Origin of the sequence: Streptococcus sp. 27098_8_69 (assembly GCF_041432445.1) — a bacterium.
GTDB lineage: Bacteria > Bacillota > Bacilli > Lactobacillales > Streptococcaceae > Streptococcus.
This window is the reverse complement of record NZ_JAPVZO010000010.1, coordinates 20,724-35,344: the sequence shown is the minus strand read 5'-3', so window position 1 is coordinate 35,344 and position 14,621 is coordinate 20,724. Positions and strand designations below refer to the sequence as shown.

The 14,621-nt window shown below is 42.7% G+C and carries 5 protein-coding genes; all 5 read right to left on the bottom strand.

Features of this window, described 5'->3' with window-relative positions; translation table 11 throughout:
• Window positions 1–2 precede the first annotated feature (2 nt).
• Window positions 3–1,061, bottom strand: coding sequence for a UDP-N-acetylglucosamine--N-acetylmuramyl-(pentapeptide) pyrophosphoryl-undecaprenol N-acetylglucosamine transferase (locus O3658_RS04960; RefSeq protein ID WP_371559704.1), 1,059 nt, complete (start codon window positions 1,059–1,061; stop codon window positions 3–5).
• Between the two features lies 1 nt (window position 1,062).
• Window positions 1,063–2,415 carry a UDP-N-acetylmuramoyl-L-alanine--D-glutamate ligase gene (murD, locus tag O3658_RS04955; protein ID WP_371559702.1) on the bottom strand — a complete coding sequence of 451 codons (1,353 nt, stop codon included), beginning with the start codon at window positions 2,413–2,415 and terminating at the stop codon, window positions 1,063–1,065.
• Window positions 2,416–2,510: 95 nt separating this feature from the next.
• Window positions 2,511–5,216, bottom strand: a complete 2,706-nt coding sequence (locus O3658_RS04950) for an FtsX-like permease family protein (protein ID WP_371559700.1) — start codon at window positions 5,214–5,216, stop codon at window positions 2,511–2,513.
• Between the two features lies 1 nt (window position 5,217).
• Window positions 5,218–5,919, bottom strand: coding sequence for an ABC transporter ATP-binding protein (locus tag O3658_RS04945; RefSeq protein WP_000323392.1), 702 nt, complete (start codon window positions 5,917–5,919; stop codon window positions 5,218–5,220).
• Window positions 5,920–6,264: 345 nt separating this feature from the next.
• Entirely contained in the window at window positions 6,265–14,100 is a 7,836-nt protein-coding gene (locus O3658_RS04940; RefSeq protein WP_371559697.1) for an SIALI-17 repeat-containing surface protein, read from the bottom strand.
• Between the last annotated feature and the right edge of the window lie 521 nt (window positions 14,101–14,621).

Genomic DNA, 14,621 nt, shown 5'->3' with positions numbered 1-14,621 from the left:
CCTTATGATAGATCTTTTGTTAGTAGCGCATAAAAATCCGCCACAGATTTTAATTCATGAGAATTCTTCATCGTGTTCTGGTAGTCTTCTTTGTGGGTCAAAAGCTTGCTTACTTTTTCTTCTAAAGTAGACAAGGTCAAATCGCCCTCTTGCAACTCCTCAGCATAGCCTTTTTTCACAAAGTAAGCCGCATTTTCAATCTGATCTCCACGGCTAGCTTCACGCCCTAGAGGGACAATGACATGCAATTTAGCCATAGCAAGAAGTTCAAAAATCGTATTGGCACCACCACGAGTGATGACTACATCAGCCATATTCATGAGCGGTTGATAGAGGTCAGTCACGTAGTCAACACGGTAGAGGTTTGAACTTAGTTCATTTAAGCTAGCATCCCCTGTTAGGTTGATGATATTATAACGACTAGTCAGTTCTTCCTTATGGTCTGTAACTAATTGGTTAAAGACACGCGCCCCAGCAGAACCTCCGACGAAAAGAAGAGTTGGTAGCTTATCATTGAAAGAAGTTCGGATATCCACCATTTCTTCAGGCTCTTCCATAATTGGTCCAGAAACCTTGGTCACGGCTCCTACATGCTCTACCTTAGTGAGGCTAGATGCTTGCTCAAAAATAGAGTACATTTTAGTCGCAAATTTATAGGCGATTTTATTGGCCAATCCCATAGAGAGGTCAGACTCGTGGATAAAGACTGGTACTCTGCATACTCGCGCTGCAATAACAGGCGGAACAGATACAAATCCACCCTTAGAAAAGAGGGCTTGTGGACGAAGTCGTAGCATGATAAAGAGAGATTGAATAATTCCAAAAGCAACCTTAAAGACGTCAACCATGTTTTGCCATGAGAAATAACGACGCAATTTCCCAGTTGCAATAGAATGAAAGGTGACATCTAAACCTGACTTGAGAATTTCATGATGCTCAATCCCATTTTTGTCACCGATATAGTGGACTTCCCAGCCATCTTCGATGAACTTAGGCATTAACAAAAGGTTGAGGGTAACGTGTCCAACCGTTCCCCCACCTGTAAATACTATTTTTTTCATATTATCCCTTTAACTCCGCTACAGTGTCGATAAAAAGATCTCCACGTACCTCAAAGTTGGCATACATATCCCAGCTAGCATTAGCAGGACTGAGGAGAACCACATCTCCTTCTTCTGCAAGTTCATAAGCCTTTCGAGTTGCGTCAGCAATATCTGTTGCATCGACATAAGCCACACCAGCCTTATCCGCTGCACGCTTGACACGTTCTGCAGACTGACCGAGAATGACCATGTTCTTAAGTCCAGTAATATCAGGGACCAATTCGTCAAACTCGTTGCCACGGTCCAAACCACCAGCAATCAAGATAACCTTGCTATTGTCAAATCCAGACAAAGCTTTTTGAGTTGCCAAGATATTGGTTGACTTGCTATCGTTATAGAATTTAACCCCATTGATTTGGTCTACAAACTGGAGACGGTGTTTAACTCCTCCAAAGGCTGACAAGGTTCCCTTAATCGTTTCATTGTCAACACCACGAAGTTTAGCAACAGCAATGGTTGCAAGAGCATTTTCCACATTGTGGCTACCTGGAACACCGATTTCATCAGCTGCCATGACTTTTTCACCACGGAAGTAGAGAAGACCATCTTCAAGATAAGCTCCGTCAACCTTTTCAAGGGTTGAGAATGGTACTACAGTCGCATTTGTTTTTTTCGCAAGTTCTTTAGACAATTCCTGGTTGAAGTTCAATACTAGGTAATCAGCCGCTGTCATATTTCTTTGGATATTCCACTTGGCTTCAACGTAGGCTTCAAAAGAACCGTGGTAATCAATATGTGTTGGCATCAGGTTGGTGATAACAGCAATTTCAGGATGGAATTCCTGGATTCCCATTAGTTGGAAAGAGGATAGCTCCATGACAAGAGTATCCTTATCTGTCGCAGTTTGAGCCACTTGACTAGCAGGATAACCGATGTTCCCTGATAAAAGACCATTTTGCCCCGCAGCAGTCAAAACTTCTCCAATCATGGTCGTGGTCGTAGTCTTACCATTTGAACCTGTAATACCGACGATTGGTGCTTCTGAGATCAGGTAAGCCAACTCAACCTCTGTCAATACTGGAATACCTTTTTCTAGAGCTTTTTCAATCATCGGATTGCTATAAGGAATTCCTGGATTCTTTACCATAAGGGCAAAATCTTCATCCAATAATTCCAAAGGATGTCCACCAGTGACAACCTTGATGCCCTCTTCCAAGAGACTTTGCGCAGCTGGATTTTCCTCAAAAGGCTTGCCATCATTCACTGTCACAATGGCACCTAGCTTGTCCAAAAGACGAGCTGCAGATTCACCAGATTTGGCCAAACCTAGGACTAATACTTTCTTATTTTCAAATTGATCAATTCGTTTCATATCTAGAACTCCATTTCTACTCTTACTATTTTACCATTTTTATGAAAATAAAAAAGCCACAAAGGGCTTTCTTATTTGTTTTTGTCCTCGATCAACTATTCTACAGACTTGAGGGCTTCAAGCATATCTACCTTTCGGAGATAATGATTGACAAAAAAGCCTAGGATAGTCAAGATGACACTAACAGCTAGAATTGGGATGAGATACACTTCCCAGCCGACCTTGGGTTGAAAACGGAAGGTTCCAGGTGCGATCATCTGAATGAGAAATTGATGGAGATAAAAGCCTGAGACCAATCCTACAATCATTCCAATTAGTGATAATATGATGGTCTCCCGATAGATGTAAAGGGTCACTTCTTTGTTATGAAAACCAAGAACCTTGATGGTTGAGAGTTCCCTAATCCGTTCAGCAACATTGATGTTGGTCAAATTATAGAGAATCACAATAGCTAGTAGCACCGATACCAGCACCAAAATCGCCATGGTATGATTCAGAGAATTGGCAAAACTTTCAAAGAGCTGAATGGTGGAGGCGTTTTGAACGAGGCCACTGATAGCCGCCTGGTCCATAAATTCTCCTGCGACTCTTTCGGTATTGACTTCACTTTTATCCTTGAGTTGGACCAGATAGGTATTCATCTTGGGTGCTTGACCGTATATCTCCTCATAGGTCGCCTGATTCATGTATACAAAATGACCAACATAGTGCTCGGTAATAGCACCTACTTTAAAGGTTTTCCCATCGATGGTAAAATTGTCACCAACAGAAACTCCAGCCAACTGGGCTAATTTTTCAGTCAAAATGACTCCGTTTGATAAGTTCAGTTTCTCCCCATTTTTTTCTAAATGGACAAAGGGATCTAGGTCATCTTGATCCGTTACCATGATGGTCACGGTTTGAACACCTGCCTTACCGGCATAGTCTTCCTCAATCTGTTTGGAAAAAATCAAACGGTAGTTTTCTACTTCATCACTTTTCAGTTTTTCCTCTAGCTTGGCCTTGTCAGAATCAGAAGCTCGAGAATTGACAGAGAGAATCATTTGATATTGTTGCAGGTCCTTAAACTGCCTGTCTGCCACTCCAACCACAGAGGATTGAATCCCAAGTCCTGCAAAGAGGAGAGCTACTGAACCAGCAACTCCAAAAATGGTCATCAGCATGCGTTGTTTGTAACGGAAAATGTTGCGGGCTGTTACCTTCTGAGTAAAACTCAAACGTGACCAGATAAAGGTTATCCGCTCCAAGAGAATTTTAGAACCCTTGACTGGTGGCTTAGGTAGTAATAATTGCGCTGCTTCTTCATGCAATTCTCTGCGAGATACAAGGTAGGCAGGTAGGACACTAGCCACTAAGCTTAGCCCCAGAGCTAAACAACTATAGGTCCAGTAGAAATACTGCTGACTCTCTCCAACAATCATTCGCTCAGTAATAATATGCGAAATTGTAGGTGCTAGGATGTAGTGACCAAGCAAAATACCTAGAAGGGTTCCAAGAGTTCCAGCAACCAGACCATAAATGACAAACTTAGCAATGATGTCTTTGCTATGGTAGCCTAAAGCCTTAAAGATACCAGCATTGGTCCTTTCCTCGTCTACAAATCGTGTCATAGTGGTAAAGGTAACCATGGCTGCAACGGCATAGAGAACGACTGGAAAGATATTCCCTACGGCTCGAATACTCATAGCCGAGTTACTATACATGAGGTAACCTTGACCAGTAGGAGAACTCTTGCGATTGTAGACATGATAGGTTGGCTCTGTTAGAGCATTGACCTCATCCTGACTAGCCTGCCATTTATCCTTTTCGCTCGCCAGATTCGTTTCAGCTTGGCTTAGCTTTTCCTTTTCTTGCTTTAGTTGTTCTTTTGCTTCTCCTAACTGACTAGATGCTTGACTTTTTTGTGGTTCTGGTAGTTGGCTCACTTGATTTTCTTGAGCTTGAAGTCGACTCTCGATATCCTGTAGGCGTTTCTTGCCAGCTGTCAAATTGCTTTCAGCCTCGTCCAGTTGCTTCTTCCCTTCATCAAGAGACTCTTGAGCCTCCTTCTTCATTTTCTCTAGTCGCGCTTGTCCATTATCAGCAACTAGGTCTTTGAGAATTGCCTCTTCTTCCTCTTGCTTCTTTTCGTAATCACTAGAGAAAGGATTGACATCTGTTAGGCTAGCAAAACGCAGGCGGGCAATCGTGTAAACAGAGCTCTTAAAATTTTCTTCAGTTACGACACCATAGGCTGCTAAGTTCCCATTACCACTGGCTGAACTCCCCATATCCGTTTTTGAGAAAATATCTGGAGAGTGGACGAAGCCTGTAATGGTATAACTATCCCACTTCAACTGAGAATTGCTGCCCTTCTTTTGGCTCAAATGAATGACTTGACCAACCTGATAGCGATCTTTCCAAAAATCCGCTAAGGCTAGTTCATCTTCTTTTTCAGGCAAACGTCCTTGGGTCACTTGGAATTTTGAAATCTTATCAGTATTTGAAAAGATTCGTATGGCATCTTCACTGTTTGCCAGAGTCAAATCTGTCATATAACCAAATTCGACATCTACTCCTGATAGAGTTTGTAATTCTTCCTGGTCTGCCTGATCTAGACCATAATCTGCTATGACGGTCATATCTGCCGCATTAGTATCTTTTAGATAAGCCCAAGCTGTTCGCTCCATGTTAGGACTAGCAACCTTGAGACCAACCACGGCTAAAGAACCTAACATCATCAGAGTTAGGATGGATAAAAACCGTCCCTTTGAACCTGTGAAAGACTGGAGCAGGTCTTCCCAATATGTCTTTCTTTTCATCTTAGTACTCCAAATCATCAATATCCTGTGGTTGAGGATTGAGGACAACACTCTTGACACTGGCATCATGCATCTGAATCACCCGATCAGCTATTGGAGCTAGGGAGGCATTATGGGTCACGATGATAACGGTGGCCCCCTTCTTACGTGACATATCTTGAAGAATCTTTAGAACCTGCTTACCAGTCTGGTAGTCCAAAGCTCCCGTTGGTTCATCACAAAGGAGAATTTTAGGATTTTTTGCCACCGCTCGAGCAATGGATACCCGTTGTTGCTCACCACCTGACAACTGAGCTGGAAAGTTATTAAGACGGTGTCCTAATCCTACGTCCTTGAGAACCTGCTCAGGATCCAAGGCATCGGCAACAATTTCTGAAGCTAGCTCGACATTTTCCTTAGCAGTCAAGTTAGAAACCAAGTTGTAAAATTGAAAGACAAAGCCAACGTCATCTCTACGATAGTTAGTTCTCTGATGAGAAGTGAAATTCGAGATATTGGTCCCATCAATCCAGACTTGCCCTTCATCGTTTGTATCCATACCACCAAGAATATTTAAAACTGTTGACTTCCCTGCACCAGATGACCCAAGGATAATGACTAGTTCTCCCTTTTCAATCTCGAAGTTGACATCTCGATTGGCTACGATTTCTGTATCACCAGTATGATACCTCTTATAGCTGTTTTTCATTTCAATATAAGCCATCCTATCTCCTCCTCTTCTCCTATTTTCATCTTTATTATAACTCTTTTGAGGAGAGAAAGAAAGCTTATCCCTGTATACATTAGAGTGATTTTAAGACTCCTTAAAATCGCTGAAAACAAGTCAGTACGGCCTTGCCTTAATCACCTTTGTTTATGAGGCAATTCCCCTAGTTTGCTTTTGATTTTTTGTAGAAAATCCTCACTTTTCTTCTTTCGCAATTGATTCATGAGAAAAAAAGCGAACAAGACCAGATTCTGTTTATCAGAAAACTAGTTTTGTCCGCTTTTTATTATCGAGATTAGTCTCTTGGCCCAATCTCTATGACTTAGATGCTTTTACATCATCTTATTCGTCGTCTTTTTTCTTTCCCATTGCAAACATACCAAGAAGTGCTCCTACAACACCTACGGCTGCAAGGCCAGCATTTTCTTTAGTGCCTGTCTCTGGGAGTTTGTATGGATGACTTGCAGGTGCTTGATAAGTCTTATCTTGTGACATAGTAAGAGCTACAAGAGACTGCTCATCTTTGTATTCTGGAATCTCATGGACAGCTCCTTCTGCCCCATTGACACCACCTGTGAATTCTGGGCCTACTTCCTGAACAGCTGCTGCTTCACCATTCACTCCACCAGTAAACTCTGGAACTTCATGAATAGCGGCTTCTGCTCCATTGACACTGCCTGTGAATTCTGGACTTACTTCCTGAACAGCTGCTTCGACACCATTCACTCCACCTGTAAACTCTGGAACTTCATGAATAGCTCCTTCTGCTCCATTGACACCACCTGTGAATTCTGGGCTTACTTCCTGAACAGCTGCTTCGACACCATTCACTCCACCTGTAAACTCTGGAACTTCATGAATAGCAGCTTCACCTGCTGTACCAATTGCTCCTGTGTACTCTGGAACTTCATGAACAGCTGCTTCGACTGCGTTAACGCCACCCTTGAATTCTGGGACTTCTACTACTGGTGTTGCTTCTTCACCTGCTGTGCCAATAGCTTCAGTGTACTCTGGAACTTCATGAACAGCTGCTTCGTCACCATTTACTCCACCGGTAAATTCTGGGATTTCTACTACTGGTGGTTGGATTTTATCAGCTGCTTCATTTTCTTCAATGTACTCTGGAACTTCATGAACAGCTGCTTCAACAGCATTAACCCCACCCTTGAATTCTGGGACTTCTACTACTGGCGCTGCTTCGTCACCTGCTGTACCAATAACTCCTGTGTATTCTGGAATTTCCACTACCGGAGCTGCTTCATCGCCTGCTGTGCCAATTGCTCCTGTGTATTCTGGAATTTCCACTACTGGCGCCGCTTCGTCACCTGCTGTACCAATAACTCCTGTGTATTCTGGAACTTCTACTACTGGAGCTGGCTCGTCGCCTGCTGTTCCAATTGCTCCTGTGTACTCTGGAACTTCTACTACTGGAGCTGGCTCGTCGCCTGCTGTTCCAATTGCTCCTGTGTACTCTGGGACTTCTACTTCTGGCGCTGCTTCTTCACCTGCTGTACCAATTGCTCCTGTGTATTCTGGAATTTCCACTACTGGAGCTGCTTCATCGCCTGCTGTGCCAATTGCTCCTGTGTATTCTGGAACTTCATGAACAGCTGCTTCTGCTCCGTTAACACCGCCTGTGAATTCTGGAACCTCGTGGATAGCTGGATCAGTTTTACCTGATACTTCTTTCTTAGTTCCGACTAAGACAATCTCATCTTGTGCTGCTTCAACAACTTCACGAAGTTTTTCAGTACGGCTTCCATTTACTGCTACTTCAGTAAGAATGCGTTCTTTACCTTCACGACCTACTTGAGTCACACGAGTTTCACCTTCTGGAAGAGTCGGATCATCTTGCTTAATAGACTTAAAGCTGATTGCTTCTTCTACCACTTCTAGGCTAGGAAGTGCTTCTTGAACAGCTGGTTCTGTCTTAGCAGTTTCGACCTCATCTTTAGTCAATTGGATTCGATACTCTTTAACGTTCTTACCACTTTCTGAAACAAGACGTACCAAAACTGGAAGTTTATCGTCACCACTATCAACAACTGTCGCCGCTACGTTTTCACCAGCTTCAACTGTCACTTTAGGACGTTTTCCACTATAGGTAACTGAGTAATCAACGCGACCTTCTGAGAAGTCAGCAAGCTCTCTACCATCCACAAGAAGTTTAGAAGCTGTATTGTCCTTAGGTGCTTCACTTGGTGCGATAAAGGCCATTTCAGTGATAGCCACACCCTTCTTGTCTGCTTTTCTTTCCATGCGCCATCTCATAGCTTTAGCTTTGACTGGTGCAAAGGTTACATGGATGTCAGTTCCTGCTTGAATCTCTTGATCCGCACGGTATTCAACTTTCTCCCAGTTAGAAGGAGTGTTGAATGGGTGATCAGGATCGTATGGTTGGTAGTTAGAGTAATATTCTGGTGAATCAAATTCTGGTCCAACATAGCGTTCTAATACTAGTTTAGAAGGGGCGTCTGTTCCACCATCTGCAAAGAATCGAATTTTTCCTTCTGCTACTGAACGCTCAACAATCTTACCAGCTTCTCTAAAGATAACCCCTACTGAAACTTCTGGATTAGAAGATGGAGTTGGAGACCAGTTAGTCCAACGACGGCTTTCATCATCAGAACCATCATTGACATAGTCCACACGGTCACGAGAATTTGGATCAATATCGTTAGTTGCTGAGGCAAATGAGCGGTTGCTGTCATCATCGAAGTCTGGGTTGTCTGATAGGTTTTCACCGAGTTTGTCTGTCACTCGTACAGCCACTTCAGCGGATAAATCAGTACCTAAAACGCGACCATGAACTGTAAATTCACCAGCTTTTGCTAGATTTTCTGCTGGAACTTCTTCCCAGTCAACAGCCAAGTCCTTGACTTCATAGCCATCTTTTCCTGTAAAGTAAACAGGAACTTTGGCTGGTAAGTCTAGGTTTTGCCCCTTAGCAACCAAGCGAGAAGCTTTAGCCACAGCTACTGGTTTACTTGTTAGTAAATCTTTGTCAGTTGTGAAGTGTAGGCGGTATTCACCCAGGATATCTCCATTTTCTGCCTTGACAACAACACGAACTGGATCTCCTTCACGTACGCTTGGTACAACTGTTGCAATACCATTTTCAGTAACACTTGCTGTAACTGCTGGAGCTTTTCCTTGGCTTGCTTCAAGATAGTAGTCAGTCAAGCCTGGGTTAAAGTTTGGCAAATCTTTTCCATCTACTTGGATTTGTGCTTGAGCTTTCTTAGCTGCTGCTACTTGTTTAGAGAAGACTTGCATTTCTGTAATAGAAGTACCCCATTTACCATCTGGTCGAATCATGCGGATACGAACTGCGTAAGTGTTGACTTTATCAAAGCTAAAGTGGGTCATTTCTCCAGCTCTTACTTGATCTGGAGCCTTGAGATTTGTTACTTCTTTCCAGTTTTTATCGTCATTAAAGACATGATCTTCACGTGCTACAAAGCTTGGATTCTTAGGAACTGTTGGAGTTGCTGAACCGACATAGTATTCGATGACATAGGATTTAGGTGCACCAACACCGTGGTCTTCGTGGAAGGCGACATTGAGGTTATCAACTGAACGTTTAGACATGATACCAGAGTCACCAAAGAGAATTCCCACTGATGCTTCACTTGTACGGTTCCAGTTTGTCCAACGGTTTGCTGGTTGGTTATTATATGAGATTAGTTTGTCATTGACATTTGCTACTGAATCACTTGGATTTGAGTCTGATGCAAAGGCAAGTGGCAATTCTGAACCAGTCCACTGGTCAGAAATATTAGCACCAGTTTCTGTCTGAGCAGACACACGAACATGAAGTTTAGTTGGTAGTTGAGTACCTTCGACATGTCCTGTCACAGTAAACTTGCCTTCTTGTGCGTATTGGCTTGGTTCAATTGCGTCCCAAGTTACTTTAGCTGAAGAGACTTGGCCATTTGAGTGGTAAGTACGAACGCTCTCTGGTAGTTGAGGAGCTTCTGCAACTGGAGTTGTTACGCTCACTTCTTCGACAGCAATGATACCTTCAACAGATACCTTAGCATGAGCTTCTTTTTCAAGCCCTTCTACTTTACCAAGAACATCAAAGCTATGGTATTTAGCAAGGTCTTCCTTAGCAACTGCTTGCCAAGTCACCTTGTGAACCTTCGGAAATCCTTTGTCATACTCTACAGTTACAGTAGCAGGTAGACTTGGTTCTTGGTTCAAACCTGTCACGACACTAACTGGACGGATGGCTTGGACAACTTTGCTTTCAGTATTTGCTTGAATGTTCAAGTCAATCTGACCTTCTGCTCCTTCAAATTGAGCTTTCAGAGTTACTTGACCAGGTTTATGCAATTCAAGCATACCTTTACGAACGGCTACATCTCCTTCACCTGTAGTTGAGAAGGTAACCTTATCAGCCTTCAAGACTGCTTGTGTACCGTCTTGATAGTGAGCCAAGACCTTGATACCGACAGTTTGGTCTTCTTTCAAAGTAGCTACATTTTCAACTTCTAGGCTCAAACTTTCAATTTGTGGAGCTTCTTGTAGGAATTGGATAGCATAGGTTTGTAGTGGGCCACCATCGTTTGGTTGAACATGGATGCTTGCACGCATACCATTTGCTTCATTAGCTTGAATAACTGTCACTTGAGCATTTTCAGCCGTAGCTTTAACCTCTGGCAAAGCTGCTCCATAAGCAAGCTTGTGGTATTTTACAGGTTGGTCAGTTGAAAGACCTTCAACCGCTTGATCTGCTACAGTTACACTTGGAACTACTGGATTAGCAGCTTCCCCTTCTGCAACTACCAAGGTCGCAGCGATTTCTTCATCTTCTAAAATACCTTTTGCTGGGATGCGAGAGCCTGGGATTGCTAGTTTAGCTTGATCTTCAGCTGCAATTTCCCACTTATTAACATCATAGCTTGCTACAGTACCATCTGACAATACGTAGGAAACAGATTTGTCAACCGAATTTAGATCTGTATTTGGAGCGATTCTCTTGACTACAGGCAATTCTGCTTCGAGAGCCAAGACTTCAACACGAGCTTCTACATCACGTCCATCTGCCACACCCTTAACAGTCACAATTCCTGGTTCATTGACATCAACTGCTGACCATTCTACTGGAAGTTTTGTACGGCTACCATCACTGTAGATAAATGCAACCTTCTTAGGCATTTTTGGTGCTTGACCGATAACAGTACGGACTTTAGCAACTTCTGTACCCAAGACAGTTTTTTCAGCTTGGTCTTTCTTACCTGTAAAGATTGTAGTTTGATCAGATTTCAAGAGATCAGAATGAGCAGTCAAGGTAAATTTACCAGCTTGCTCAGTTGATTTGACAATGACAACACCCTTACCATTGAAGGCCTTACGAACCCATGAACCGTCAGCTTGCTCTTTATAACGTTCACGGCTTGCTTGTTCCCCGTTATCCACACCGACAATCTGACCTTGTCCATGCAACTGGAAGCGAACAAGGTTATTGGCAGTTGGAACTACATTACCAGCACTGTCAACGATTTCGTAGTAAATATAAGTGAGATCTTTTCCGTCTGCTGCGATAGCATTTTCTTCTTTGACTAGGCGAACACCTGCAGGTTCACCAGCAGTCGTAACCTTATCACGAGCAATTTCATTACCAGCCTCATCGCGAGCTACTGCTTCCAAGGTTCCAGGTTGATAAGCAACCTTCCACTCAAGGTAAAGTTCCTTTGCATTGGCACCTTCTTGGTAAGTACGGCCATCGCTTGTTTGTTTCTTGTTAAAGGTTTTCTTACCTAGGGACTCACCATTCAAGAATAGTTCCACACTGGCAGCATTTGAAAATGCACGAACAGGAATATTACCATCTGCGTCAGCTACATTTGCTTTCAGAGTAGGATCTTCCCAGTTCCAATGAGGAAGAAGGTGAACCATTGGTTTCTTCTGAGCAGAAACCCATTGGCTTTGGTACAAGTAGTAATCATTCTTTGGAATTCCGGCTGTATCTACGATACCAAAGTAAGAACTCTTAACTGGTGTGTTGTTTTGGTTGTGCCATGGAGTAGGCTCACCGATATAGTCGGTACCTGTCCAGATAAACTGACCAGCATAACCAGCATTGTCTCGGTCAAAAGTCCACGATGCAGTGGCTGTTTTACCCCAACCAACACGGTCATTACCATAGTCTGACTGCTCATAGTGTCGGTAAGCTTGATTGCTATGAACTAGCTCACTTTCTGGACGGAAATAGCTACCACGAGTACGAGTTGCTGAAGAAGTTTCTGAACCATAAATCAACCAATTTGGATGTTTCGCACGAAGCTTCTTGTAGTTGTCTTCTGAATAGTTAAATCCAACCGCATCAAGTTCGTTGGCAATCTTTTCATGATCACCACTACCATCACCAAAGCGGAACTTATCTGCTCCCATAGTGACATAGCGTGTCTTATCAACTGCTTTAATAACTTGGACCAAGCGTTTTACAGTCGCTAGAGAACGAGCCTTACCGTCTGCTTCACCGATTTCATTACCGATAGACCACATGAAGATAGCAGGGCTGTTTTTGCCTCTTTCGACCATTGTACGTAGGTCAAAATCAGACCATTTTTCACCTTTTTTAGCATCTGGGTGAGTAGCGTCCTTGTCAAAGAAACGTCCGTAGTCATACTGTTTCTTCCCACCGTACCAAGTATCGAAGGCTTCTTCTTGCACCAACAAACCTAGTTCTGCAGCGATCTGCAACGTTTGCTCACTAGCTGGGTTGTGGGTTGTACGGATAGAGTTCACACCCATATCCTTCATCTGTTTCAGACGACGGTATTCTGCCTTATAGTTTTCTTCAGCCCCTAGAGCTCCGTGGTCGTGGTGAAGAGAAACTCCATGGAATTTAATGCGTTCACCATTCAAAGAGAATCCTTCATTTGGTGTCCAGTTATAGTAACGGTAACCAAACAAGTCCTTCTTAGCATCGACCAATTGACCATCACGATAAACACGAGTCACCAACTCATAAAGGGCAGGCTTGTCATTAAGAACTGTCCAAAGTTTTGGTTTCTCAACTTGCAAAATAGCATTCAAGCTAGTTGATTGATGGGCTTTCAAGACTTGGCTGTCTGTACGAACAACGTCCGTCACAGCCTGACCATTTCTTTCAATAATTTGGTATTCAGCAACAATTTCATGATCTTTGTCATCTGTATTGACAATCTTACTTGTTACATGAGTATCAACCTTACCATTTTGTTGTTTTTCAAGGTCTGGTGTTAAGATAGTTGTTCCGTTTTTCTCAGCATGAACCTTATCTGTGACTTGAAGGGTAACATCGCGGTAAATACCACTTCCTGAGTACCAACGGCTACTTGGTTGTTTATTGACCGCATGTACAGCTACGACATTCTCACGACCGTCTTTATTGAGATAGTCAGTAATGTCATAAGAGAATTGATTGTAACCATTTGGATAGTGACCAACTAGCTGACCGTTTACATAGACTTGCGAATCCATATAAACTCCATCAAAGACCAGGCGAACATTCTTATTAAGGTCTTTTTCATCTAGTTTAAAGGTCTTGCGATACCAAGCATCACCACCGTTGAGTTGTCCACCCTCATTTTGGGCAGGAGAATCATGATCGAAGTCATTGTAAATACTCCAGTCATGAGGAAGGTCTAATTTCTTCCAGCTTGATACATCTGCATCTGGTTTGATAGCGTCTTTGGCATTAGCATTGAGTTTAAAATGCCAGTTTTGGTTAAATTCTACTTTACGGTCCTCAACCAATTGATTTACCTCCTCACTGGTAGCCGGTTTTAGGTCCGGTTTTTCCGTTTGAGCAGATTGATCTTGAGTAATTGCTTGAGGTTTCTTATCTAAGATGGAATCCACTTTTTTATCAGAATCTGATTGTACAGTTTGGTCGTCCTGTGCCTTTTCAACCGCATGAGCTGGTGTAGCAACTTCACTTGCAGCTGATTCAGTTGATGCTGGCTGTTCTGGACTTCTTGTTTCACCAAGTTCCTCTTTATGAGAATCATCCGCTACTTTTTCTGCAGCAACTGCAATTGGAGTTTCATCAGCTGAAACTGGGTTTGCACCAGCTACACTTGCTCCAAATAAGACTGAGCAAGTACCGATGACTACAGAGCAAGTTCCAACGGTAAATTTTCGGATACTATACACTCTTTTTCGATTCCAATGATCTTTTCTCATAATATCCTCCTTACATTCGTAACCGCTTCCATTTTTTTGTAAGCGCTCTACTTTTTCAGTAGTATTTTGCTTCTATTTTATAAAATAATATAAGAAACTTCAATACTGGCAGCATAAAAATCATACTTTTGATTCTTTTTTCTATAATTAGTAGAAAACTTTGAAAATCTGAATGTACATTTAGTGAATGATTTTACTAAAAAAGGCGGTGGGACAGAAATCGATAGACAAAGTCTCGATTTCGTAGTCCCAGCCCCGAGAGGATGATTAGGAGCTTTTTGGAGTCTAATACTCAATGAAAATCAAAGAGCAAACTAGGAAGCTAGCCGCAGGTTGCTCAAAGCACTGCTTTGAGGTTGTAGATAGAACTGACGAAGTCAGTAACATATATACGGCAAGGCGACGCTGACGTGGTTTGAAGAGATTTTCGAAGAGTATAAAAGACGAACAAAAAGTTCAATCAACTACCGCATCAAAGTTTGATTGCTAATAAAAAGTGAGGTCGGGATCTTTTGTCCCAA